At 72.6% G+C, this 26,110-nt stretch carries 14 protein-coding genes; 10 read left to right on the forward strand and 4 right to left on the reverse strand.

Features of this window, described 5'->3' with window-relative positions; genetic code table 11:
* Nucleotides 1–142: 142 nt before the first annotated feature.
* Nucleotides 143–11,185 (forward strand): type I polyketide synthase, encoded by an 11,043-nt coding sequence (locus tag FHU30_RS39755; RefSeq protein ID WP_253882877.1) that lies wholly within the window; start codon nucleotides 143–145, stop codon nucleotides 11,183–11,185.
* Between the two features lie 109 nt (nucleotides 11,186–11,294).
* Here FHU30_RS39755 and FHU30_RS39760 read toward each other — a convergent pair whose 3' ends face one another.
* Nucleotides 11,295–11,987, reverse strand: coding sequence for a TetR/AcrR family transcriptional regulator (locus FHU30_RS39760; RefSeq protein ID WP_253882878.1), 693 nt, complete (start codon nucleotides 11,985–11,987; stop codon nucleotides 11,295–11,297).
* Nucleotides 11,988–12,041: 54 nt separating this feature from the next.
* On the opposite strand from FHU30_RS39760, the gene FHU30_RS39765 reads away from it, so the two are divergent.
* From FHU30_RS39765 to FHU30_RS39785, 5 genes are all read left to right on the forward strand, one after another.
* Nucleotides 12,042–13,154, forward strand: coding sequence for an FAD-dependent oxidoreductase (locus FHU30_RS39765; RefSeq protein ID WP_253882879.1), 1,113 nt, complete (start codon nucleotides 12,042–12,044; stop codon nucleotides 13,152–13,154).
* A 159-nt stretch (nucleotides 13,155–13,313) separates the two neighbouring features.
* Nucleotides 13,314–13,943 (forward strand): hypothetical protein, encoded by a 630-nt coding sequence (locus FHU30_RS39770; RefSeq protein WP_253882880.1) that lies wholly within the window; start codon nucleotides 13,314–13,316, stop codon nucleotides 13,941–13,943.
* A 101-nt stretch (nucleotides 13,944–14,044) separates the two neighbouring features.
* Nucleotides 14,045–14,596 (forward strand): hypothetical protein, encoded by a 552-nt coding sequence (locus FHU30_RS39775; RefSeq protein WP_253882881.1) that lies wholly within the window; start codon nucleotides 14,045–14,047, stop codon nucleotides 14,594–14,596.
* A 134-nt stretch (nucleotides 14,597–14,730) separates the two neighbouring features.
* The gene (locus tag FHU30_RS47470) at nucleotides 14,731–16,869 is read left to right on the forward strand and encodes a protein kinase domain-containing protein (protein ID WP_253882882.1); all 2,139 of its coding nucleotides are present in this window, start codon (nucleotides 14,731–14,733) and stop codon (nucleotides 16,867–16,869) included.
* On the forward strand, nucleotides 16,866–18,992 hold the full coding sequence (locus FHU30_RS39785; RefSeq protein WP_253882883.1) for a protein kinase domain-containing protein: 2,127 nt from the start codon (nucleotides 16,866–16,868) through the stop codon (nucleotides 18,990–18,992). Before FHU30_RS47470 ends, FHU30_RS39785 begins: the two co-directional genes overlap by 4 nt.
* Here FHU30_RS39785 and FHU30_RS39790 read toward each other — a convergent pair.
* The gene (locus FHU30_RS39790; RefSeq protein WP_253882884.1) at nucleotides 18,989–19,321 is read right to left on the reverse strand and encodes a zinc-binding dehydrogenase; all 333 of its coding nucleotides are present in this window, start codon (nucleotides 19,319–19,321) and stop codon (nucleotides 18,989–18,991) included. The two genes, FHU30_RS39785 and FHU30_RS39790, sit on opposite strands and share 4 nt — an antisense overlap.
* A gap of 131 nt (nucleotides 19,322–19,452) precedes the next feature.
* Here FHU30_RS39790 and FHU30_RS39795 point away from each other — a divergent pair, with 131 nt between their 5' ends.
* Nucleotides 19,453–20,073: a TetR/AcrR family transcriptional regulator gene (locus FHU30_RS39795; RefSeq protein ID WP_253882885.1), complete on the forward strand. Its 621-nt coding sequence runs from the start codon at nucleotides 19,453–19,455 to the stop codon at nucleotides 20,071–20,073.
* Here the strand turns inward: FHU30_RS39795 and FHU30_RS39800 are convergent.
* Nucleotides 20,063–21,460, reverse strand: coding sequence for an FAD-dependent oxidoreductase (locus FHU30_RS39800; protein WP_253882886.1), 1,398 nt, complete (start codon nucleotides 21,458–21,460; stop codon nucleotides 20,063–20,065). The genes FHU30_RS39795 and FHU30_RS39800 overlap by 11 nt on opposite strands.
* A 66-nt stretch (nucleotides 21,461–21,526) precedes the next feature.
* Nucleotides 21,527–22,495, reverse strand: coding sequence for an AurF N-oxygenase family protein (locus FHU30_RS39805; RefSeq protein WP_253882887.1), 969 nt, complete (start codon nucleotides 22,493–22,495; stop codon nucleotides 21,527–21,529).
* A 137-nt stretch (nucleotides 22,496–22,632) separates the two neighbouring features.
* Here FHU30_RS39805 and FHU30_RS39810 point away from each other — a divergent pair, with 137 nt between their 5' ends.
* The 3 genes from FHU30_RS39810 (at nucleotide 22,633) to katG (ending at nucleotide 26,015) form a co-directional block, all read left to right on the forward strand.
* Nucleotides 22,633–23,241, forward strand: coding sequence for a TetR/AcrR family transcriptional regulator (locus tag FHU30_RS39810; RefSeq protein WP_253882888.1), 609 nt, complete (start codon nucleotides 22,633–22,635; stop codon nucleotides 23,239–23,241).
* A gap of 70 nt (nucleotides 23,242–23,311) precedes the next feature.
* Nucleotides 23,312–23,794: a Fur family transcriptional regulator gene (locus FHU30_RS39815; RefSeq protein ID WP_253882889.1), complete on the forward strand. Its 483-nt coding sequence runs from the start codon at nucleotides 23,312–23,314 to the stop codon at nucleotides 23,792–23,794.
* Nucleotides 23,795–23,813: 19 nt separating this feature from the next.
* Entirely contained in the window at nucleotides 23,814–26,015 is a 2,202-nt protein-coding gene (gene katG / locus FHU30_RS39820; protein ID WP_253882890.1) for a catalase/peroxidase HPI, read from the forward strand.
* Nucleotides 26,016–26,110 lie beyond the last annotated feature (95 nt).

Raw genomic sequence — 26,110 nt, forward strand, 5'->3', positions numbered from 1 at the left:
GAGCGCGGCGGGGCCGACGATCGGCCTTCGGGGCGCGTTCCCGCGCCGTCCCATCTCGCCCGCTTCCATCCCGTCCTGCCATCGGCTCGTCCTTTCACCATCCCGTTCCGTCACCATTCGCGCGAGGGAGGCGCTCGCCGCCATGTCGAGTGATCTTGTCCACGGCTCCGGGCCCGTCCCCGGCGCACAGGCCGAACCGGCCGCCACGGGCGCACGGCCCGGCCAGGGCGCCGTCGCGATCGTCGGCATCGCGTGCCGGCTGCCGCAGGCCGCCGGGACCGGCGCGTTCTGGGAGCTGCTGCGCGACGGCCGGAACGCGGTCACCGAGGTCCCGCCGGACCGCTGGGACCCGGACGCGGTGCTGCCGGACGCGCCCGAGCGGCACCGCGCCGGGCTGCGGCACGGCGGCTTCCTGGACCGGGTGGACGGCTTCGACGCGGCGTTCTTCGGGATGTCCCCGCGCGAGGCCGTGGCGACCGACCCGCAGCAGCGGCTGTTCGCCGAGCTGGCCTGGGAGGCGCTCGAAGACGCCGGGATCGTCCCGTCCGCGCTGCGCGACAGCGCGACGGGCGTGTTCGCGGGCGCGATCGCCGCGGACTACATGGCGCTCGCGCGGCGCGGCGGCGCGGTCACCCACCACTCGCTGCCCGGCCTGAACCGCGGTGTCATCGCCAACCGCGTCTCCTACGCGCTGGGCCTGCGCGGGCCGAGCCTCGCGATCGACTCGGCGCAGTCGTCCTCGCTGGTCGCGGTGCACCTGGCCGCCGAGAGCCTGCGCAAGGGCGAGACGACGCTGGCGCTGGCGGGCGGCGTCGCGCTGAACCTCGCGCCCGAGGGCGCGGAGATCGCCGGACGGTTCGGCGGGCTGTCCCCCGACGGCCGCTGCCACACCTTCGACGCCCGCGCCAACGGCTACGTGCGCGGCGAGGGCGGCGGCGTGGTCGTGCTGAAGCCCCTGGCGGCCGCGCTGGAGGACGGCGACCCGGTGTACGGGGTGATCCTCGGCAGCGCGGTCAACAACGACGGCGCGACCGACGGGCTGACCGTCCCGAGCGCGGAGGCGCAGGCGGAGGTGCTGCGCGCGGCCTGCGCGGACGCGGGCGTGGACCCGGCGTCGGTCCCCTACGTCGAGCTGCACGGCACCGGCACCCCGACCGGCGACCCGCTGGAGGCGGCCGGGGTCGGCGCGGTGTACGGCGCGGCGCGCCCGGCCGGATCGCCGGTGCTGGTCGGCTCGGCGAAGACGAACGTCGGGCACCTGGAGGGCGCGGCTGGCATCGTCGGGCTGATCAAGACCGCGCTGAGCGTCCGGCACCGGGAGATCCCGCCGAGCCTCAACTACGAGACGCCGAACCCGCGCATCGACCCCGAGGCGCTGAACCTGCGCGTCCAGACCTCGCACGGCCCGTGGCCGGACGGCGCGCCCGTGCTGGCCGGCGTCAGCTCGTTCGGCGTCGGCGGGACGAACTGCCACATCGTCCTCGGCGGCACCCCGGAAGCCGCGGACCAGGCGCCGGAAGGCGCGCGCGGTGCTGCGGAAAGCGTGGGTGTGGACGCGTCGGACGAGGCACCGCGGGTGCCTTGGACGGTCTCGGGGCGCACGGCCGCCGCGCTGCGGGAGCAGGCGGCCCGGCTCGGCGAGGTCGCGTCGCGGCACCCCGCTTACGACACCGCGTGGTCGCTGGCCACCACGCGCACGCACTTCGAGCACCGCGCGGTCGTCCTCGGCCCGGACCACGCCGCGCAGCTCGCCGCGCTCCGGGCCGGGGACGAGGCGCCGGGCCTGGTCACCGGCGTCGTCCGCGACCGCGGCAAGGTCGCGTTCGTCTTCCCCGGCCAGGGCTCGCAGTGGGAGGAGATGGCCCGCGAGCTGCTGCGCACGTCGGCGGTCTTCCGCGCGTCGGTCGAGGCGTGCGACGCCGCGCTCCTCCCGCACACCGGCTGGTCGCTGACCGCCCTGCTCGAAGGGGACGCGGACGCGCCGTCGCTGGACCGCGCGGACGTCGTCCAGCCCGCGCTGTTCGCGATGATGGTGTCGCTCGCGCGGGTGTGGGAGTCGCTGGGCGTCCGGCCGGACGCGGTCGTCGGGCACTCGCAGGGCGAGATCGCCGCCGCGCACGTCGCCGGCGCGCTCGGCCTGGCCGACGCGGCCCGGATCGTGGCGCTCCGCAGCCGGACGATCATGGCGCTGGCGGGCACCGGCGCGATGGCGTCGGTGCCGCTGCCCGCCGCCGAGGTCGCCGCGCTGATCGCGCCCTACGGCGACCGGCTGAGCGTCGCGGCCGTCAACGGCCCCGGCACGTCGGTCGTCGCCGGGACCCCGGACGCCGTCTCCGAGCTGCTGGCCTCGTGCGAGGCGTCCGGCGTGCGCGCCAAGGCCGTCCCGGCCGTGGACTTCGCCTCGCACTCGCCCGCCGTTGAGGCGATCCGGGACGAGCTGCTCGACCAGCTCGCCGAAGTGACACCGCTGCCGTCGGACGTAGCGTTCTACTCGACGGTCACCGGCACGGCCGTGGACACGACCACCCTCGACGCCGAGTACTGGTACTCCAACCTGCGGCAGCCGGTGCTGTTCGAGCCGACCGTGCGAGCCCTCGCGGACGCCGGTTTCGGCACGTTCGTGGAGTCCAGCCCGCATCCGGTCCTGACGCTCGGCCTCGGGCAGACGCTGCCGGACGCGCTGATCGTCGGTTCGCTGCGGCGGCGCGAGGAGTCCTGGCCCGCCCTGCACACCTCGCTCGCGCAGCTGCACGTCAACGGCGTGGACGTGGACTGGACGGGGCTGTTCACCGCCGGTCCGGCCCGCCGCGTGCCGCTGCCGACGTACGCTTTCCAGCGCGAGAGCTACTGGCCGGACGTGACGTCCGACTACGAGGCGGTCGCGCCCCGCGTCGAGGGCGTGCCGCGCGTCGGGGTCGCGTCGCGCGTCGGGGTCGAGGCCGTGCAGGCGGCCGAAACCGGTCCGACCTGGGCCGAGCGGCTGGCGGCGCTTCCGGAGGACGAGCGGCGGCGCGAGGCGCGCGAGCTGGTCCGGCTCCGCACGGCGATCGTCCTCGGGCACCTGAGCGCCGACACCGTGGACGCCGACCGGGCGTTCCGCGACCTCGGCATGGACTCGTCCATGGCCGTGCAGCTGCGCGACCGGCTGGCCGACGCGACCGGCCTGGCGCTGCCCGACACCCTGGTCTACGACCACCCGAGCCCGGACGCGCTGGCCCGGCGGCTGTGCGAGCTGGTCGTCGCGTCGGGCCCTGCCGCCCCGCTCGCCGCCGCGCCCGCCGCGGACGAGGCCGACCCGATCGTGATCGTCGGGATGGCGTGCCGCTACCCCGGCGGCGCGCGCTCGCCCGAGGACCTGTGGCGGCTCGTCGCGGACGGCGCGGACGTCGTCGGCGGCTTCCCCGAGGACCGCGGCTGGGACCTGGACGCCCTCTACTCCCCCGAGCCCGGCGTCCCCGGACGCACCTACACCCGCCACGGCGGCTTCCTGGACGGCGCCGCCGACTTCGACGCCGAGTTCTTCGGCCTGAACCCGCGCGAGGCCGCGGCCATGGACCCGCAGCAGCGGATGCTGCTCACGGTCGCGTGGGAGGCGTTCGAGCGCGCCGGGATCGACCCGTCCGGGCTGCGCGGCAGCCCGACCGGCGTGTTCGTCGGCGCGATGGCCCAGGAGTACGGCCCGCGGCTGGCCGAGGGCGGCGACGGCCTCGGCGGCTACCTGCTCACGGGCAGCACGGTCAGCGTGGCGTCGGGGCGGATCTCCTACGCGTTCGGGCTGGAGGGCCCGGCGGTCACGATCGACACGGCCTGCTCGTCGTCGCTGGTCGCGCTGCACCAGGCCGCGCAGGCGCTGCGGAGCGGCGAGTGCTCGCTGGCGCTGGCGGGCGGTGTGACCGTGATGTCCACGCCGGGGATGTTCGTGGAGTTCGCTCAGCAGCGCGGGCTGTCGCCGGACGGCCGCTGCAAGTCGTTCTCCGCTTCGGCGGACGGCACCGGCTGGTCCGAAGGCGCTGGCCTGCTGCTCCTGGAACGCCTGTCGGACGCGCAGCGCAACGGGCACCGCGTGCTCGCGGTCGTGCGCGGCTCGGCGATCAATCAGGACGGCGCGTCCAACGGGCTGACCGCGCCGAACGGACCGTCCCAGGAGCGGGTGATCCGCCAGGCGCTCGCGAACGCCGGCCTGTCGCCCGCCGACGTGGACGCGGTCGAAGCGCACGGGACGGGCACGACGCTGGGCGACCCGATCGAGGCCCAAGCGCTGCTCGCCACCTACGGACGCGATCGCGAAGAGCCGCTGCGCCTCGGGTCGATCAAGTCGAACATCGGGCACACGCAGGCCGCCGCGGGTGTCGCCGGGATCATCAAGATGGTCGAGGCGATGCGGCACGGCGTCCTGCCGCGCACGCTGCACCTCGACGAGCCGTCGCCGCGCGTGGACTGGACGTCCGGCCGGGTCGCGCTCCTCGCCGGGGCCGAGGCGTGGCCGGAGGCGGACCGTCCGCGGCGGGCGGCCGTGTCGTCCTTCGGCATCTCCGGGACGAACGCCCACGTCATCATCGAGCAGCCCGCCGAGGACGACCCGGCTGAGGAGCCGCGTTTCGACGGGCCCGTCCCGTGGACGCTGTCGGCGAAGACGCCGGAAGCCCTGCGCGAGCAGGCTCAGCGCCTCCGCGACCACGTGGACGCGCGGCCCTCGCTGCACCCGGCGGACGTCGCGCGTTCCCTGGACGTCACGCGCGCCACGTTCGAGCAGCGCGCGACCGTCGTCGGCGCTTCCCGCGAGGAGCTGCTCGACGGCCTGGCGGCGCTGGCCCAGGGGCAGCCGTCCCCGGCGGTCGTTTCGAGCGTCACGTCCGGGAAGGTCGCGTTCGTCTACACCGGTCAGGGCTCGCAGCGCTCGGGCATGGGACGCGGGCTGTACGAGGCGTTCCCCGCGTTCGCCGCCGCCCTGGACGAGGTGTGCGAGCACATCGACCTGCCGGTCAAGCAGATCATGTTCGCCGCCGACGACGCGCGGATCAACGACACCCTGTACACGCAGACCACGCTGTTCGCGCTCCAGACCGCGCTGACCCGGCTGCTCGCCGGGTTCGGCGTCACGCCGTCGCACGTGGCCGGGCACTCGATCGGCGAGATCGCCGCCGCGCACACCGCCGGCGTCCTGTCTCTGCGGGACGCGGCGCGGCTGATCACCGCTCGGGCGTCGCTCATGCAGGAGTTGCCGTCCGGCGGAGCGATGGTCGCCGTCCGGGCGTCCGAGGCGGAGGTCGCGCCGCGGCTCACCGCGCGGGTCGCGATCGCCGCGGTGAACGGCCCGGACTCGGTCGTCCTGTCGGGCGCGGAGGACGAGGTGGCGGCCATCGCGGACGGCTTCGCGGCCGAAGGACGCCGTGTCCGGCGCCTCACGGTCTCGCACGCGTTCCACTCGCCGCTGATGGACCCGATGCTGGAGTCGTTCCGGGCCGAGATCGAAGGGTTTGAGTACGGCGAGCCGCATATCCCGTTCGTTTCGACGCTGGCCACCGACCGCGCTTTCGACGCGTCCTACTGGACCGACCACGTTCGCGGGACCGTCCGGTTCCATGACGGTGTGGAGGCGCTGGGCGCGCTCGGTGTCACGTCGTTCATCGAGATCGGGCCGGATGCCGTGCTGACGGCGCTCGTCCGTTCGGCGCTGCCCGAGGCGGACGCCGTCCCCGTCCTGCGCCGCGACCGTTCCGAGCCGCTGTCCCTGGTCACCGCGCTCGCGCACCGCGCCGAGACCGACTGGACGCCGCTGCTGACCGGCGCGCGCGTGGTCGATCTGCCGACGTATGCGTTCCAGACGCGCCGCTTCTGGTTGGACGCGCCGTCTTCGTCCGGTTCGGTGGCGGGTCTCGGGGCGGACGCGGCCGGGCATCCGCTGCTCGCGGCCGTCAACGACCTTCCGGACGGCGGTCGCCTGTTCACCGGACGGCTCGCCGCGTCCACGCACGGCTGGCTGTCCGACCACACCGTCCTCGGCAACGTCCTGCTGCCGGGCACCGCGTTCGTCGATCTCGCGCTTCACGCGGCGGGCGCCGACGGCGAGGTGTCCGAGCTGACGCTGCACGCGCCGCTACCGGTTCCGGCGCGCGGTGGTGTCCGGGTGCAGGTGGCGGTCGGCGCCGACGACGCCGGACGGCGCGAGTTCACCGTCCACTCCCGTCCGGAGGGTGCGGAGGGCACGTGGACGAACCACGCGTCCGGCACGCTCGTCCCCCGGAGCGCGGCTGAGGCCGAGGCGCTCCCGGCGGCCTGGCCTCCGGCCGACGCCGTCGAGGTGAACCTGTCCGACGCGTACGAGCTGCTCGCCGACCGCGGCTACGAGTACGGGCCGGTATTCCAGGGGTTGCGGGGGTTGTGGCGCCGCGGCGACGAGCTGTTCGCCGAGGTGCACGGGCCGGAGGCGGACGCTTCGTTCGGCGTCCACCCCGCCTTGCTGGACGCCGCGCTGCACGCGCTCCTGCTGGACGAGGCGCCGGACGCGCCGGTTCGCGTCCCGTTCTCGTGGCGGGACGTCCGGCTCGACGCGTCCGGCGCGAGCGTGCTGCGGGCGCGCCTCACCCGGACCGGGCCCGACTCCGTGGCCGTCCGCGGTTTCGACGCGTCCGGCGGGTCGGTTGTTTCGGTCGGGTCGCTGACCCTGCTTCCGGTCGCGTCCGAGAAGCGGCCCGACGCGCTCTTCGAGGTCTCCTGGCCGGAGGTCGAGATCGGCGGGACGGCGGCCGAGGCGATGGTCGCCACGCCGTCCTCGCTGCACGACGCGCTGGCGTCCGTCCAGACCTGGCTGGCCGACGAGCGGAACGGCGACGACCGGTTGGCGGTCGTCACGCGCAACGCGGTCGCGGTTTCGGATTCCGACGAGATCGACACCGAGCTGGCACCCGTGTGGGGCCTGCTGCGGTCGGCGCAGTCGGAGAACCCGGGACGGATCGTCCTGATCGATGTTGACGGGACCGACGCGTCCGCCGAGGCGCTGCCTGCCGTCCTGTCCGGGGACGAGCCGCAGGTCGCGCTTCGCGACGGCCGCACCCACGCGCCGCGCCTGGCCCGCGCCGTCTCGGAGTCGCCGGCGCGGCGCACGTTCGACGGGACGGTCATGATCACGGGCGGGACGGGCGCGCTGGGTGCGCTCGTCGCCCGGCATCTCGTCGAGGCCCACGGCGTCCGGCACCTGCTGCTGGTCAGCCGCCGCGGCCCGGCCGCCTCGGGCGCGGCGGAGCTGGAGGCCGACCTCACCGCGCGGGGCGCGACCGTCCGGATCACCGCGTGCGACGTCGCCGACCGCGAGGCGCTCGCGTCGCTGCTCGCGTCCGTCCCGGCGGCGCACCCGGTGACCGCCGTCGTGCACACGGCCGGCATCCTGGACGACGGCCTGCTGGCATCGCTCACCCCCGAGCGCCTGGACGCGGTCATGCGCGCCAAGGCCGACGCCGCACTCAACCTGCACGAACTGACCCGCGACCTGTCGGCGTTCGTCCTGTTCTCCTCGATCGCCGGGATCGTCGGGAGCCCGGGGCAGGCCAACTACGCCGCCGCCAACGTGGCGCTCGACGCGCTGGCCGCGCGGCGGCGCGCCGAGGGGCTGCCCGCCACGTCCATCGCCTGGGGCTTGTGGTCCGACGCGGGCGGCATGGCCGCTGGCTTGTCCGATAGCGAGCGCGCTCGCTGGGCCCGCGCGGGCGTCCTGCCGATCTCGTCCGAGCTGGGCCTGTCCCTGCTGGACGCGGCCTTGGCGGACGACCGTCCGGCCGTCGTCGCGACCCGCCTGGACCTGGCCGCGCTGCGCGCCGAGGCCCGCGCCGGGACGATGCCGCCGCTGTACCGCGGGCTGGTGCGCGTCCCGACCGCTCGTCCCGCGGCCGACACCGGCGACGCGCTCGGCCTGGTGCGGTCGGCGGTCGCGACCGTCCTCGGGCACGGCTCGCCCGACGGCCTGGACATCGCGCGCTCGTTCCGCGACCTCGGCTTCGACTCGCTCACGGCCGTCGAGCTGCGCAACCACCTCAACGGCGTGACCGGCCTCCGGCTGCCCACGACGCTGATCTTCGACTACCCGAACCCGTCCGCGCTCGCCTCGCACATCGAGTCGGAACTGTCCGGGACGCGGCGTCCGGTCGCGGCCCCGGTCGCCGCGGAGGGCGCCGCTGCCGGCGACGATCCGATCGTCATCGTCGGGATGGCCTGCCGCTACCCCGGCGGCGCGCGCTCGCCCGAGGACCTGTGGCGCCTCGTCGCGGACGGCACGGACGCGATCTCCGGCTTCCCCACCGACCGCGGCTGGAACATCGAGGAACTGTACGACCCGGACCCGGAACGCGCCGGAACCTCGTACGCGCGCGAAGGCGGCTTCCTGCACGACGCCGCCGACTTCGACCCGGCGTTCTTCGGCATCGCGCCCCGCGAGGCCCTCACGATCGACCCGCAGCAGCGGCTGCTGCTGGAGGTCGCCTGGGAGGCGTTCGAGCGCGCCGGGATCGACCCGTCCGGCCTGCGCGGCAGCCGCACCGGCGTGTTCACCGGCATCATGTACGACGACTACGGCGCGCGGCTCCGCCCGAACGCACCGACCGGCTTCGAGGGCTATGTCGGGAACGGAAGCATGCCGAGCATCGCGTCCGGCCGCGTCTCCTACACCTTCGGGCTGGAGGGCCCAGCCGTCACCATCGACACGGCGTGCTCGTCCTCGCTGGTGGCGCTGCACCTGGCGTCCCAGGCGCTGCGCAACGGCGAGTGCACACTGGCGCTCGCCGGCGGCGCGACCGTGATGTCCACGCCTGCGACGTTCGTCGAGTTCAGCCGCCAGCGCGGGCTGTCGCCGGACGGCCGCTGCAAGTCCTTCTCCGCGTCGGCGGACGGCACCGGCTGGTCTGAGGGCGCAGGTCTCCTGCTTCTCGAACGCCTGTCGGACGCCCAGCGCAACGGGCACCGCATTCTTGCCGTCGTGCGCGGCTCGGCGATCAACCAGGACGGCGCGTCCAACGGGCTGACCGCACCGAACGGGCCGTCCCAGGAACGCGTCATCCGCCAGGCCCTCGCGAACGCCGGCCTCTCGCCTTCGGACGTGGACGCCGTCGAGGCGCACGGCACGGGCACCACGCTCGGCGACCCGATCGAGGCCCACGCCCTGCTCGCCACCTACGGCCAGGACCGATCCGAACCGCTGCGCCTCGGCTCGATCAAGTCGAACATCGGCCACACGCAGGCCGCCGCCGGCGTCGCCGGAATCATCAAGATGGTGCAGGCCATGCGGAACGGCCTGCTCCCCCAAACCCTGCACGTGGACTCGCCGTCCCCGCACATCGACTGGGAAGCAGGACAGGTCGAGCTGCTGCGCTCCTCAACCCCGTGGCCCGCGACCGACCGTCCGCGGCGCGCCGCCGTGTCGTCCTTCGGGATCTCCGGCACCAACGCACACGTCATCATCGAGCAGCCCCCGGCCGCCGAGCCCTCGGCTCCCGCCGAAGCCACCGGCCCGATCCCGTGGCCCCTGTCGGCCCAGTCTTCGGAAGCGCTTCAGGACCAGGCCCGCCGCCTGCTCGACCACGTGACCGAGCACCCGAACCTCCCGGCCCCCGACATCGCCCACTCCCTGGCGTCCACGCGCACCAAGTTCGACCACCGCGCCGCCGTCGTCGGCGCGGACCGGGACGTCCTCATCGCCGGCCTGACCGCCCTGTCGCAGGGCGCGACGTCCCCCGCAGTCGTCCAAGCCCAGGTTTCCCCAACCGACAAGGTCGCCTTCCTCTACACCGGCCAGGGCTCCCAACGCCCCGGCATGGGACGCGAGCTCTACGAGACCTTCCCGGTCTTCGCCGAGGCCCTGGACGAGATCTGCGAACACTTCGACCTGCCCATCAAGCAGGTCATGTTCGACACCACCGGCACCGAGATCAACGACACCCTCTACACGCAAACCACGCTGTTCGCCTTCCAGACGGCGCTCACCCGCCTCCTGGCGAGCTTCGGCGTCACACCGTCCCACCTCATCGGCCACTCCATCGGCGAGATCGCCGCCGCCCACACCGCAGGCGTCCTGTCCCTCCTGGACGCCGCGCGCCTGGTCACCACCCGCGCGAAGCTCATGCAGAGCCTCCCGCCCGGCGGCGCGATGATCGCCGTCCAGGCAACCCCAGAGGAGGTAACGCCCCACCTCTCCCCCGACCTCTCCATCGCCGCCATCAACGGCGCAACATCGACCGTCATCTCCGGCGCCGAGACCGCCGCCACGGACCTGGCCGCGCACTTCACCGCCCAAGGCGTCAAAACCCGCCGCCTCACGGTCAGCCACGCGTTCCACTCCCCCCTGATGGACCCGATCCTGGAAACCTTCCGCGCGCAAACAGCCGACCTCACCTACAACACCCCGCAAACCCCCCTGATCTCGAACCTCACCGGAAGGGCCACCGAGCCCCAGGGCGCGGACTACTGGACCGACCACATCCGAGGCACCGTCCGCTTCCACGAGGGCATCAACACGCTGGCCGCCGAAGGCGTGGCGACCTTCATCGAGATCGGCCCGGACGCGATCCTCACGTCCCTCACCCAGTCCGCCCTCCCGGACGCGGCCGTCGTCCCGACCCAACGCCGCGACCGCCCGGAACGGCTCACCCTCATCCGATCCCTGGCCCAAGCCGAAACCCACGGCGTGGACGTCACCTGGACCCCCGTCCTCCCCGGCGCCCGCACCACCGACCTGCCGACCTACGCCTTCCAGCGCCGCCGCTACTGGCTGGACGCCCCCGACGCGTCCGGCACCGCCTCCGGCCTGGGCCTGGAGCCGGCCGCCCACCCCCTGCTGTCCACCGCGACCGAACTCCCCGACGGCACCCACCTGTTCACCGGCCGCCTGAGCCAAAGCGCCCACCCCTGGCTGAACGACCACGTCGTCATGGGCACGGTCATCCTCCCCGCAACCGCCCTGGTCGAACTGGCCCTCCACGCCGCCCAAACCGTCGCCCTGGACGAACTGGCCGAACTCGTCCTGAACGCCCCGGTCACCTTCGGCACCGAAGGCGCCGCCCTGCTCCAACTCGTCCTCACCCCCGAGGACGAAACCGGAGCCCGAACCCTAACCCTCCGCTCCCGCACCGACGAGTCCCACTCCTGGACCCAAAACGCCACCGGCACCCTAACCAAAACCCCCACCCCGGCCCTGTCCTGACCCACGCCCGTTCTTCCTGGTGGAAGCCGCACCCGTGCGGCTTCCACCACACCTGGACGGCGAGCTGGCGGGCCAGTCGGTCGGCGTTCGGGGGGCTAGCCGTCAGCGGTCAGGCGGGCGGAGGCGAGAGTTTGGGGGCCAGGGCGTCGAGGAGCCAGGTCAGGCCGGTGGTGAAGGTTTCTTCGGCGTCGATGTGCCTGCCGTCGTGGACGGCTTTGGCGAGGGTCGGGAAGCGGCCGCTGGCCAGCATTCTCGTCAGGTGGGGGCCGTGGGCCTGTTGCCATTCGTGTTTTGAGAGGCCGGTGGCGCGTTCGGCTCGGAGGTTGGCGGTCTCGCGTCTGATGGCGCCGGTGACGTAGGCGCTGACGGTTTCGACGGCGCGCATGATGGTGTCGATGTCGGCGAGGCCGTCGAGGGCGGACAGGGCGGCCTCGCCTACGGCCATCGCGTTCGGGCCCAGGGTGGGGCGGCCGCCGAGGAGGTCGGCGAGCCATTCGTGGCGGAGGGCGGCCTGCCTGGTTCGGACGGCGTGGCCGTGCAGGGCCTCGCGCCAGTCGGTGGGTTCTTCGGCGGGGAGGATTTCGGCGTAGACCTCGTCCAGCATGAGGTCGAACAGCTCCTGCTTGGTGGAGATGTAGCCGTAGAGGCGCATCGGGCCGACGTCCAGGCGGGCGGCGACCTTGCGCAGGGACACCTCGTCGAGGCCGCCCTCGTCGGCGAGGGCGATGGCGGCGGCGACGATCCGGTCCCGGTCGAGGGGCGCGGGGCGGGTCGGCGGCTCCGGACGGTCCCAAACGGTCATGGCTCCTACCGTACTGTTGCGATACAGCGTATTGGCGAAATACAGTGTATCGACATGAGACATCGTATCGCGGTGGTCGGGGGCGGTCCCGGCGGGCTGACCCTTGCGCGCGTTCTGGACCGGCTGGGGCAGCCCGTCACGCTGCTTGAACGTGATTCCTCGCGGGATGCCCGTCCTCCGGGCGGGACGCTGGATCTGCACAAGGGGCTGGGGCAGCTCGCGATGGAGAAGGCGGGGCTGGCGGCGGAGTTCCGGGCGCTCTCGCGGCCCGAGGGGCAGGCCATGCGCATCTTGGACCCGGACGGGACCGTCCTGCGCGACTGGCCCTATCGCGAGGACGACGAGGCCAACCCCGAGATCGACCGCGGGCAGTTGCGTGACCTGCTCCTTGGACCGCTTGATGTTCAGTGGGGACGCGGTGTGGAGCGCGTGGTGCCCGGGGACGGCGTGCTGGTTCGTTGCGCGGACGGTCAGGAAGAGGCGTTCGATCTCGTCGTCGGCGCGGACGGTGCGTGGTCACGGGTTCGTCCGGCGGTCACGTCCACGACGCCGCACTACACGGGGATCACGGCGGTCGAGACGTCCCTGGACGGGGTCGATGCCCGTTACCCGGAGCTCGCGGAGCTGATCGGCGACGGTTCCATGGGGGTTTACGGTGCGAGCCGGTCGATCGTCGCTCAGCGGAACAGCGGCGGTCACGTCAAGGTGTACGCGCGGTTCCGCGCGCCGCTGGACTGGCACACGGAGTTGGACGACGCCGAAGCCGCGCGGTCGAGTCTGCTGGCCATGTTCGACGGCTGGGCCGCTCCCGTCCTCGACCTGCTTCGCCACGGGAGCGCGTTCGTCCAACGTCCCTTGTACGTCCTGCCGGTGGGGCACACCTGGACGCACGTGCCCGGGGTGACACTCTTGGGCGACGCCGCGCATCTGATGCCGCCGCTGGGGGCGGGTGCGAACCTCGCGATGCTGGAGGGCGCCGAACTCGCGGAAGCCATCGCCGCAGCCGACGGACCTGCTGAACTGGACGAGGCCGTCCGCGCCTTCGAGGAGCGGATGTGGGCGCGCGCCGGCAAGTGGGCGGAGATCACGACGGCCGGACTGGAACGCCTCGTGAGTCCGGACCCCGCACAGGCCATCGCCGTCTTCGACGAAGTCCACGCATCGTGAAAGAGAGGCGATGTCCATGGATTAGGCGCAGGGGCTAATCGAGCGACAAGGGCTTGCCGCGGTGATTGTCTGAGGTCACTGCCCAGCGGGGGATGAAACCGGGCCCGGCCGTCGTCGCGTCCGCTCCCCCGTTTCCATGAATGGAAAGGAACGGACACGATGACCGTGCGCCGGAAGCTGACCCAGACATTGCTCGTACCCGCCGTCACGCTCGGGATGCTCGCCACCACCACGGCCGCATTCGCCGCGTCCGGCCCCGGAAAGGGCCCGGCCCCCAAGCACCGCGAGGTGCAGCGCGGAATGAACGTGACCGGATTCAACGCGGCCGTCGCCAAGGCCCACGGTTTCAAAATCGTCACCTACAAGAACGGCGACCAGCAGTCCGTGCCGATCAACCCGCGATCGCACCTGAAGAAGAGCCCGATCCTGCGCCGCGGGATGCACGCGCTGTCGAACACCGACTACGACGAGATCAGGGGCAACTGCGGCGTCGCGTGGATCCGGGTCACCCAGACCGCCGTGTGGCAGGTGGCGCTCGTCAGCGGCTTCAGGGACACGCCCGAGATCGCCTACGACTGGAGCTGGACGGTCAAGCTCAGCGACCAGTACGGCACTTCTCACCAGACCGCAGGCGGCGCGATGTGGGGAACCCAGGCGTCCCGCATCTGGCAAAACCTCACCCAGAAGGGCTGGACGTTCGACTGGGTCGACGGCGGCACCGCGATTCTGATCGACGGAAGCATCTGCACCGCCGCCCGACCGAGCGTCTCCATCAGCGGACTCGGGTGACCTTTTTCACTCCTCACTCAATCACCGAATCCCGTCCGGCTGATGAAGCCGGGCGGGATTCGGCAGTGTGCCGTTCACCAAAGGAAAGTAGTGTGGGATGCATGAACGCCGCCGCCTGGCAGGGGCCGCCCCGAAATGTGCTGGGGCATCCGGCGCGTATCCAGCAGTTCGTCGCCAGGAGTGACCACGCGATCGTCGCGCTTCAGCATGCCATCGCGTTCCCCGAAGGATGCCGCCTCGGCCTCCAGGTCGCCGTCCGGCGCGGCGTGATGGACAGCGCTTCCTGGTCGCGATTGGTCGACGACTACAAGCTCGCAGACCCCAACTTCGTGCCGGACGATGCGGACCTCAAGTTCGGCGTCCACTTTCCCGACGGCACAAGGGCGACCGCCGTCGGCAACGCCTTCCGCGGCTGGGCGCATCCCACCGACCGTCCGCAGGCTCCCATGCTGGTCGAAACCGGCAGCACGTCCAGCAGCAGCGACCAGATCTACGAAAGCGAACGGCAACTCTGGCTCTGGCCCCTCCCCCCGCCCGTCCAGTTCGAGTTCGTCATCGAATGGCGCCGCCTAGGCATCGACACCACCCTGGCACCACTCAACGGAACCGCCATCGTCCAGGCCGCAGCACAAGCCCAGCCCTACTGGCCATAACCAGGACTCCGAGGACGTAGCCCCGGCCAGCGCTCCTGAAGCACCGGCACAGCGGTGGAGGTCACACATAGACGGGGGTATTTTTTTGTTAGGGTTGCGATCTTGGTTGGTCGGCGGTGGTCGGGAGGACGTGGGTGGAGCCGCTTCGGGCCGGGGATCCGGCCTGGGTCGGGGGGTTCCGGATCGTGGCCCGGCTGGGCGCGGGCGGGATGGGGACGGTCTTCCTCGCGCGGTCGCCGGGGGCGCGGCTCGCCGCGGTGAAGGTCGTCCGCGCGGAGTTCGCCGGGGACGAGGGGTTCCGCGAGCGGTTCCGGCGGGAGATCGAGGCCGCGCGGCGGGTCGGCGGGGCCTACACCGCGCCGGTGCTGGACGGGGACGCCGACGCGCGTGAGCCGTGGCTGGCCGTCGCGTTCGTGCCGGCGCCGACGCTCGGCGAGGCCGTCAAGCGGTTCGGGACGATTCCGGAGCCCGCGCTAAGGGCGCTGGGCGCGGGGCTGGTCGAGGCGTTGCAGGCCGTCCATGCGGCGGGGCTCGTCCACCGCGACCTGAAGCCGGGCAACATCCTGCTCGCCGAGGACGGCCCGAAGGTCATCGACTTCGGCATCACCCGAGCGCTGGACGCGTCGCGCCTCACCGGCACCGGAGGCATGGTCGGGACGCCGGCGTTCATGTCGCCGGAGCAGATCAGCACCGGGGACGCGAGCGCCGCGTCGGACGTGTTCTCGTTGGGCGGGGTGCTCGTCTATGCGGCGACCGGGAGCGGGCCGTTCAGCGAGGGGGATCCGGCGTCGCTGCTGTACCGGGTGATGTACGGGGAGCCGCAGCTGGATGGCGTGCCCGGTTCGCTGCGCGCATTGGTGGCGGCGTGCCTGGATAAGGATCCGGCGAAGCGTCCGGAACTCTCGAAGGTGCTCGACGCGCTGGCGCCCGGGGATCCGGCGGCGCTGGTTTCGATGGCGCTCCGCCAGGACGTCGCGGCGCGGCAGCAGGAGGCGACGGCCCTGGCGAGCATGCCGGTCACCGCGCCGCCGCCCCTGCCGCGCGTCAAGGAGCCGGGACGCCGTCATGCCCTGAAGCTGGCGGCGGTCGCGGCCGTCGGCGTGGTGGGTGCGGGCGCCGGGACCGCGGCCTGGGCGATGTCGCGTCCGACCCCGAAGAAGGCGAAACCCGCGCCCCGGGTGACGGGTCTCGTGTCCGCGCCTCCGCCCGTGTGGGACGCCGTGTGGCCGCCGAACTTCGCGGACCGCTCCGGCCTCTCGGTCGCACTGGCCGGGGACATGGTGGTGTGGCGCGGGCGCTCGGGCATCGTCGGCATGGACGCCGCGTCCGGGGAGCAGCGCTGGGCGTTCGAAAAGAAGACCGGCGACACGTTCGGCCCCGGCTACCGCGTCTTCGGGAACACGGTCGTGGCGCTGAGCGCTGAGGGGCTCCTCAAGCCGCACGACCAGGGCCCGCCGGCCGTGTACCTGATCGACGCCGCATCGGGAGTGCCGAGGCAGGTCCCGCTGCCCGGCGACATCGACAAGCCGTCCGACGCGTTCGGGATCATCGGCGGCACCGTGTTCGTGTCCGCCGCACTGCCCGGCGACTCGGACCGGAAGACGGCCCTCGCCGTGGACGCCGCCTCCGGACGCGTCCTCTGGAGCTACCCGACCGGCGGCAAGGACGTCTTCGGCATCGCGGACGGCGTCGCGCTCTACCTCTGCACCGCCTCGAAGGTCATCGCGCTCGACCCGGCCGGCGGGCGGCCCCGCTGGTCCTACACCTGGTACACCGGCCCTACGCCCAAGTCCACCGCGTACCCGCTGGTGCTCGGCGACGGGATGCTGTACTTCTGCGCCACCGGCAGCTCGTCCCTCCAGGCGATCCGGACGCAGAACGGGACGCCCGCCTGGAAGAAGGACCTCGTCCAGCGGCCCGTCACCACAGTCGGGGCAAACGTGATCACGGTCGGCGACAACGGCTTCCACGCCTACGACCAGGCGACCGGCGCGGCGCGGTGGCAGCAGACCACCAGCCCGGCCAGCATCGACGACCTCTTCGGATCGACCGCCGGATCCGCGCGCCTGCTCGCCGCCGAGTTCGCCGACGAAACGCGCCTGTCCGACGACGCCAGGCAGGGCGGTTTTTATGTCGCGGCCACCGGCGGCGGTCCTTCGTGGGCTCATTGGGGGCCCACCTACTTCAACACCGGCTGGAGCCTGGCCACGTCCGACACCTCGGTTTTCGCGACGGACAGCAGGCGGCTGTACTGCTTCCGCGGAGGAGCATGATGGCCGCGCTGGAGCCCGACGACCCGCGGCGGATCGGCCGCTACCGGGTGCTGGGGCGCCTCGGCGAGGGCGGCATGGGCCGCGTCTACCTGGGCGCCTCCCCCGCCGGACGCGCCGTGGCCATCAAAGTGGTCCGTCCGGAACTGGCGGGCGACCCGGCGTTCCGCGCCCGGTTCCGCGCCGAGGCGGAGGCCGCGCGGAAGGTCAGCGGCGCGTTCACCAGCCCGGTCCTGGACGCCGATCCGGACGGTCCCGTCCCCTGGCTCGCCACCGCCTACGTCAACGGCCTGAACCTCAAGGACGCCGTCGACCGGCACGGCCCCCTGCCCGAACCGCTGCTGCGCAAGCTCGGCGCGGGCCTCGGCGAGGCGCTGGTCGCCATCCACCGGACCGGCCTGCTGCACCGCGACCTGAAACCGGCGAACATCCTGCTGGCCAAGGACGGCCCGCGCGTCATCGACTTCGGCATCAGCCGCGCCGCCGACGGGACGCGCCTCACCTCCGAGGGCCAGGTCGTCGGGTCGCCGGGGTACATGTCGCCCGAGCAGATCCGGGGCGAGCAGGTCACCGCGGCCGGGGACGTGTTCGCCTTCGGCGCGGTGCTCGCGTTCGCCGCCTCGGGCCGTCCGCCGTTCGGGGTCGGGCCCGTCCACACCGTCCTGCACCGGACGCTGCACGAACCGCCCGACCTGGACGGCGTGCCCGAGTCGCTGGCGGCGATGGTCGCGGCGTGCCTGAGCACCGATCCCGGACGCCGTCCGCCCGCGACGCTCCTACCGCAACTGCTGGCCGCAGGCCCGCTGGAGGACGGCTGGCTCCCGCACCCCCTCGACCACGAGCTGCAGGAACGCGAGCGCACTCTCGTCCTCGACCTGCGCACGGTCGCCCGCTCCACGACCCGCCGCCGCCTCCTGATCGGCGGAGCCGCGGCGGCCGGGCTCGCAGCGGTCGGCGGCGGCACGGCGGCCGCGCTCGCCGGAACATCCCAGGACAGACCACGACCACTCCCCCGCCTCCTGTGGCGTGCGACCACACCGACAGGCGGCGACATCGCGGCCCCGCAGGTCTTCTCCCGGACCGTCGTCGTGTTCGGCTATGTCGCCAAGTCGGCCGCTTTCGACGCGTCGAACGGCCGCCTGCTGTGGTCGGGCAAGATCGACAGCAGCGCGGCCGACGAGAGCCTCCTCTACTCGCGTCCCAGCAAGGACGGCGGCTATGCGGCGCTCGATCCCTACTCGCGAGCGCAGCGCTGGAGCGTTCCGCTGCCACCGGGTTTCGACATCCGGAGCGTCGCGGGCCCGACCGACGGCCTGCTCGCGCTCGCCGACGCCAAGGGGACGGTCATCGGCGTGGACGTCCGCACCGGGCGCCAACGCTGGACGCACCAGGGCCCTTCCGACACGAGCGTCCAGGGAATCCAGGGCGGCAGCGTCATCGCCGTCGCCGACCGCAACGACGGCGCGACGCACTACGGCACCGTCCTGGCATTCGACGCCGCGACCGGCGAAGTCCGCTGGACCCGTCCGTACGTCACCAACGGCTTGAGCATCCGCGGCGGCGGAGACCTGTTCTTCAGCGGCCAGCCCGGAAGGCGCCTCGAAGCCCTGTCCGCAGCCACCGGCAGGACGGCCTGGGGCGCCGACATCCCGGACGACCTCGGCATCCTCACCCCGTGGGTCACCACCGCGGACGGCATGGCCTACCTGGGCGGCACCCAGATCAACGCCTGGGACCTCGCCACCGGCGAGCGGAAATGGACCTACGAACCGTCCGCGTCGAAAAACCAGGACCGCACCTTCCTGGCGAACGGCAAGCGCGCCTACACCCTCGACAACCGCAAACTGCTGGCCCTGGACTCGCGCACCGGACGCCGCCTCTGGACGGCCGACACCCCCGCCGCCGACAACGCGCCCCTCCTCGCCATCGGCGGCATGATCTGCACCGCCGTGGCCGGAACGACCGGCCCCGGCCTGTACTGCTGGGACGAGCAGACCGGCCGCCTCGTCTGGAGCCACCCGCTGGACTCGTCCTCCGGCGACCAGTGGCTCCTGACCAACACCGGCGAGACCATGGTCGCGCTACTCGACTCGTCCCTGGTCGCCTTCCACGTCCCTCGCCGCTAAGGACGCAGCGCGAGCTTCCCCGTGGTGGCACGCCCTTCCAGCTCGGCGAGCGCCTTGGAGCCATCGGCCAGGTCGTGAACGGTAGGCCGCGACGGCTCCAGGACCAGGTCGGCGCCCAGCTCGCGCACCAGGTCGTGCTTTCCGGACGACGCGGTGGCGATCACCGTCGCGCCGTAGTGCTTGGCCATGCGGACGGCGGCCTGGCCGGTGCCCCCGGCGGCGGTGACGCGGACCAGCACCTCGCCCGGTCCCGGGTCCGGCGCCGGGGCGTCGGTTACCAGGCGCAGGGCTTCCGGGCCGTTCAAGGACGTCTGCTGCAGCGCGCGCACGGTCGGCTCCCTATTTGTTTGTCGATCGACAAACAAATAGTCGCACGGTGCCCCGGCGCAGGTCAACGTAGACTCGGCGGGAGGACGGGCCGGGGTGGAGCGGCGCTCGACCGGGGACAGGGAGGCACTCGATGGCACCTCGCGGCAGGCCGCGCACCTTCGATCCCGACACCGCCCTGCGCCAGGCGCTCGACGTGTTCTGGGAGCGCGGCTACGAGGGCACGTCGCTCAACGACCTGGCCCAGGCCATGGGCATCGCCTCGGCGAGCATCTACGCCTACTTCGGCAGCAAGCAGGACCTGTTCCGCAAGGTCATGGCGCTGTACGGGGCGACCGCGGGCGAGCCGCCGCGGCGCGCGCTGCGCGAGCACGCCGGGGCGCGCGAGGCGGTGCACGCCATGCTGCGCGCCACCGCCGACCAGATCACCGGCGCGGACACGCCGCACTACTGCATGCTGGTCCTCGCCGCGCCGACGGGCGCGGTGGAGAACCACGACGTCCGGGAGTTCCTGGCCGGCATCCGGCGCGACGTCCGCGCCGCGATCCGGGACCGGCTCGAACGCGGCGTGGCCGACGGCGACCTGGCCGTCCCGGACGGAGGTGTCGACGGCCTCGCCCGCTATTACGCCACGGTGGTGCAGGGCCTCAGCATCCAGGCCCGCGACGGCGCCACGCGCGAGGAACTCGAAACGGTCATCACCTGCGCGATGGCCGCCTGGGACGCCCTCGCGGCGCCGATCGCTACGCCGTGAGCGCGGGAGCCAGGCGTCCGGCGTTGTAGTCGGCGACCAGCTGCCGGACGGTCTCGCGCGCGCAGGACTTGTTGGTGCCGATGAAGCCGGTCGGTCCGCGCTTGATCCAGCCGGTCACGTACGTGCCGGGGACGGGCTCGCCCGCGTCCATGACGCGTCCCTTGTCGTTGGGGACGACGGCCCGATCGTCGTCGAACGGCAGGTCCGGCAGCGGACGCGCCCGGTAGCCGATGGACGACAGGACCAGGCCCGCCTTCAGGTGCTCGGCCTCGCCCGACGCGCGGGTGAAGGTCACGCCGGTGTCGGTGATCTCGGCCGGGCTCAGGAAGTAGCGCAGGGTGACGCGGCGCCCGGCGGTCGGCTCGCTGGGGAGCGCGGCGATGGTGCGGTGCTTGAGCGACGCGTCGTCCAGGCCCGTGAGGTCGGCGGACGGCACGACGACGTCCGCCACGGACGTGAGGCCGACGAGTTCGGCGAGGGTGAACGCCGAGTGGGCCGGCCCCCGGCGGCCCACCACGACGACTTCCTCGATCGCGCTCGCCCGCAGCGCCTCCAGGGCGGGGCGCGAGATCGGCGTGGACGCCAGCGACTCCGGCGAGGCCGTCAGGATGCGCGCGACGTCCAGCGCCACGTTCCCGTTACCGATGACCACCGCGCGCGGGTGCGCGAGGTCGAACTCGTGGTGCGCGTGGTCGGGATGGCCGTTGTACCAGGCGACGAACTCGGTGGCGGTCGCGATGCCGGACGCGCCGGGGACGTCCAGCCGCCGGTCGGACGACGCGCCGGTCGCGTAGACGACGGCGTGGTGGTCGCGGAGCAGGTCGGCGTGCGTGACGTCCTTGCCGATCTCCACGCCGAGGTGGAGGTGGAAGCCGTCCTCGCGGGAGATGCGGTCGAAGACCTCGGTGACCTGCCGCGTCCTGGCGTGGTCGGGCGCGACGCCCGTCCGGACGAGGCCGTAGGGCGAGGCCAGCCGCTCGTAGACGTCCACCCGCGCGCCCGGGATCGTCAGCAGCTCGTCGGCGGCGTACATCGCGGACGGCCCGGACCCGACGACCGCCACCCGCAGCGGCTCGCGCTCCGCCACCTGCAGCGGCTTCTCGTGCGGGGCCAGGATCGTGCGCCGCGTCCGGCCGCCCTTGTAGAAGTCGGCGTTGATCTCCAGGAAGGGCAGCTGCGCCTCGTCCAGCTTCCCGGCGGGCTTGATCGCCTCGACCGGGCACGCGGTCACGCACGCCCCGCAGTCCACGCAGGCCGCGGGGTCGATGTACAGCATCTCCGCGGTGCCGAAGTCGGGCTCGTCCGGGGTGGGGTGGATGCAGTTCACCGGGCAGGCGTGGACGCACGAGGCGTCGTTGCAGCAGGACTGCGTGACCACGTGGGGCATGTCGGGGCGTTCTTTCCGGTCAGGCGGCGGGGAGCGCGCCGGGCAGGCGGCGGTGCGCGCCGGAGGTCAGGCGGCGGTAGTGCGCGCGGGGCGGTGCGGTTCGCCGCGGAAGCGGGACGGGCGGCCGTCGATCTTCAGCGCCTTCCACAGCCGGGTGGCGACCGGGTTCATCAGGCCGAGCTCGTCGGCGAGCATCCGGACGTCGCCGAAGTAGCTCCGCATGATGTCGCGGGAGGCAGGGCTGTCCCAGAACGCCTCCTTCATCACCGACTTCGGGATGTCGAACTTCTTCTCCAGGTCGCGCGGCGGCGACATGATGGCGCCCGCGAGCCAACGCATGATGATCGGGTAGGCGAGGGAGGTCGCGCCCTTGCCGAGCTTGCCCTGCCGCTTCACCTTGTCGTGCAGGAAGCGGTGCGCGAAGGAGATGTGCCGGGCCTCCTCGGCGATGTGGATCTCCATGGTGCGCAGCACGGCCGGCGGCCGGTTCTCGCTGTCCCGGATCGCCTCCTTCTGGAAGTGGTCGATCGGCTCCTCGCCCGCCAGGATGCCGATGAAGAACACGATCGGCAGGTAGGCGCCCAGGTGCCAGAAGTGCGAGGTCGCGCGGTAGTCGGTGCGCATCCCGGGGACGGCCAGGCCGGTCCGGTTGACCAGCTCCTGGAACATCTGGATGTGGTTGCACTCCTCGGTCATCTCGTGGAGGCAGTAGCGGAACTCCGGCGTGCCGTTCGGCAGCCGCATCGCGTACTGCATCATGCCGCGGATGAGGACGCTCTCGAACTGGAGCCCGACCTTCTGGATGTTGGCGATCCGCCACATCCCGATCTCGATCCGCCGCTTCTCCGGCTGCGCCTTGTACCAGGGGTGCGCGCCCAGCGGGTCGCACTCGGGCAGGATCCAGCGCGGGTCGTCGGGGTCGATCTGGAACTCCGGGGAGTCCCAGTCGATGTCGAGGTAGGGGTCGAAGCGGCGCGCCACCGAGCCCTCCGAGAGAACGCGCAGCGTGTCCCGGTACTCCTGATCGATCTTCACGGCCGCCTCCGCCCACGAGGTCGTTTACAGTTCGTGGGTCGACTGTAAGTACCCGATCACTTGCAGGTCAAGACGCGAAGATCGTCCGACCCGGTGATGTGGGACACTCGGACCGGCACGAGCGTGAGGAGGTCGGGGTGGCGTCGGGGGTGGCGGGGCCGCGCGGCGACGCGTCCGGCGGCATGCGGCAGCGGATCCTGGACGCCGCGGCCGAGTGCCTGATCGAGGGCGGGTTCGCCTCCGGGCGCATCCTGTCGGCGATCGCCCGCAAGGCGGGCATGTCCCGGCCGACGCTCTACAAGTACGGCGGGACGGTCGAGGACATCCGCCGGGCCCTGGTCGAGCGGGAGCTGACCCGGTTCCTGGAGGCGCTCGCGCCGCGCCTGGAGGGCATGACCTGGTCCCGCGAGTACGCCACCGACCTTCTCGTCTTCGTGGTCGGCTACGCGCGCGGCCACACCCTGCTGAACGCGGCCCTCCGGGACGTCCCGGAGATCGTCCTGCCCGAGTTCACGCTGAACGCCGAGGGCACGATCCGGCGCATCTCCGAGCTGGCCGCGCCGATCGTCCAGCGGCACATCGACGCGGGCGCGATCCCTCCGGTGGACGTGGGGATGTTGACCGACGCGCTGTTCCGTATCACGCTGTCGATCGTCCTGATCCGCGGCCCCTACGACTTCGACGACCCCGAAGTCCTGCGCCGGCACCTGCACGGCGCCCTGGGGATGCTCGCCGAACTCTCCTGAGCCGGACCCAAGCTCAATTGGACGATTCATTCTCTTGAATCGTTCGTGTTTGTAGGCGTAGGTTGTCGCCATGAGCGCACCGCAGCCCCTGACCATCGCCGAGGAGCTGCGCGGTGCCGGCCTCCGGGTGACGGCCGCCCGCGTCGCGCTGCTCGAAACCGTCCGGACCGGCGACCACCTCGGGGTCGAGGCCCTCGCCTCCGGCGTCCGCGACCGGGTCGGGCACATCTCCCTGCAAGCCGTCTACGAGGCGCTGCACGCGCTGACCGCCGCCGGGCTCGTCCGCCGGATCGAGCCCGCCGGGAGCCCGGCGCGCTTCGAGGGCCGCGTCGGCGACAACCACCACCACATCGTGTGCCGCTCCTGCGGCGCGGTCGCCGACGTCGACTGCGCCATCGGCCCGGCGCCGTGCCTCACCCCCTCCGACGACCACGGCTTCACGATCGACGAGGCAGAGGTCACCTTCTGGGGCCTGTGCCCCGACTGCTCTGCCGCCCAGAACCCCCCAGCCGCTCAGAACCCCGCAGCCGCTCAGAACTCCTCATCGGCCTAGTTTCCGAAGGGTGCCAACCATGTCTGAGAACCAGAACACCAGCGGCGAATGCCCCGTCGCGCACACCCGCGCCCCCCACCCCACCCAGGGCGGCGGGAACCGCCAGTGGTGGCCCGAGCGCCTCAACCTGAAGATCCTCGCCAAGGACCCGGCGGTCGCGAACCCGCTCGGCGAGGACTTCGACTACGCCGCCGCGTTCCAGACCCTCGACCTTCCCGCGGTCAAGCGCGACATCGCCGAGGTGCTGACCACCTCCAAGGACTGGTGGCCCGCCGACTTCGGCCACTACGGGCCGTTCATGATCCGGATGGCCTGGCACAGCGCCGGCACCTACCGCATCCACGACGGGCGCGGCGGCGCCGGCTCCGGCCAGCAGCGGTTCGCGCCGCTGAACAGCTGGCCCGACAACGGCAACCTCGACAAGGCCCGGCGGCTGCTGTGGCCGGTGAAGAAGAAGTACGGCTCGGCGCTGTCCTGGGCCGACCTGCTCGTCCTCACCGGGAACGTCGCGCTGGAGAGCATGGGCTTCCCGACCTACGGGTTCGGCGGCGGCCGCGAGGACGCCTGGGAGCCCGACGAGGACGTCTACTGGGGCCCGGAGAGCACCTGGCTCGGCGACGAGCGCTACACCGGCGACCGCGAGCTGGAGAACCCGCTCGGCGCCGTCCAGATGGGCCTGATCTACGTCAACCCCGAGGGCCCGAACGGCACCCCCGACCCGCTGGCCGCGGCCCGCGACATCCGCGAGACGTTCCGCCGGATGGCGATGAACGACGAGGAGACCGTCGCGCTGATCGTCGGCGGCCACACCTTCGGCAAGACGCACGGCGCGGGCCCGGCCGAGAGCGTCGGCCCGGCGCCCGAGGGCGCGCCGATCGAGCAGCAGGGCCTCGGCTGGAAGAGCACGCACGGCACCGGCAAGGGCGGCGACGCGATCACCAGCGGCCTGGAGGGCATCTGGACGACCACGCCGACCCAGTGGGACAACTCCTTCCTGGAGATCCTCTTCGGGTACGAGTGGGAGCTGTTCCAGAGCCCGGCGGGCGCCAACCAGTGGCGTCCGAAGGAGGGCGCCGGCGCCGGCACCGTGCCCGACCCGTTCGACGCGGAGAGGAAGCACGCGCCGACGATGCTCACCACCGACCTGGCGCTGCGCGTCGACCCGGTGTACGAGCAGATCAGCCGCCGGTTCCTGGAGAACCCGCAGGAGCTGACCGACGCGTTCGCGCGCGCCTGGTACAAGCTGACGCACCGCGACATGGGACCGGTCGTCCGCTACCTCGGCCCGGAGGTGCCGGCCGAGGAGCTGATCTGGCAGGACCCGCTGCCCGCGCGGACCGGTGAGCTGATCGACGACGCGGACGCCGCCGACCTCAAGGCGCGCATCCTCGGCTCCGGGCTGACCGTCCAGCAGCTGGTGTCCACCGCGTGGGCGGCGGCCTCCTCGTTCCGCGGCAGCGACAAGCGCGGCGGCGCGAACGGCGCCCGGATCCGGCTCCAGCCGCAGATCGGCTGGGAGGTCAACGAGCCCGACAAGCTCGCGGGCGTGCTGCGCACGCTGGAGGGCGTCCAGGAGGCGTTCAACTCCGGCCGCACCGACGGCAAGCACGTCTCGCTCGCCGACGTCATCGTGCTCGGCGGCGCGGCGGGCGTGGAGAAGGCCGCCAAGGACGCCGGCATCGAGGTCTCGGTGCCGTTCACGCCGGGCCGCGTGGACGCCTCGCAGGAGCAGACCGACGTCGAGTCGTTCGAGAACCTGGAGCCCGCCGCCGACGGCTTCCGCAACTACCTCGGCAAGGGCCTGCGGCTCCCGGCCGAGTACCTGCTGGTCGACCGGGCCAACCTGCTGACGCTGAGCGCGCCGGAGATGACCGCCCTGGTCGGCGGGCTGCGGGTGCTCGGCGCCAACTTCCAGGACTCGCAGGTCGGCGTGCTCACCGGCACGCCCGGGAAGCTCACCAACGACTTCTTCACCAACCTGCTCGACCTGGACACCGAGTGGCGGGCGACCGGCGACGGCAACCTCTTCGAGGGCGTGGACGCCGAGACCGGCAAGGTCCGCTGGACCGGCAGCCGCGTCGACCTGGTGTTCGGTGCGAACGCCGAGCTGCGCGCGATCGCCGAGGTGTACGCCAGCGACGGCGCGAAGGAGAAGTTCGCGGCCGACTTCGCCAAGGCGTGGGCCAAGGTCATGGACCTCGACCGGTTCGACGTCCGCTGACCCTCGCGTGAGCGTGGACTGACGCCGGCGCAGGCACGAATCGAACGGCGTCCGGGGCACCCCTGCCCGGACGCCGTTCGCTCGTCCGCCGCCTG

The organism is Actinomadura rupiterrae, from assembly GCF_024172125.1.
Classification (GTDB): Bacteria; Actinomycetota; Actinomycetes; order Streptosporangiales; family Streptosporangiaceae; genus Spirillospora; species Spirillospora rupiterrae.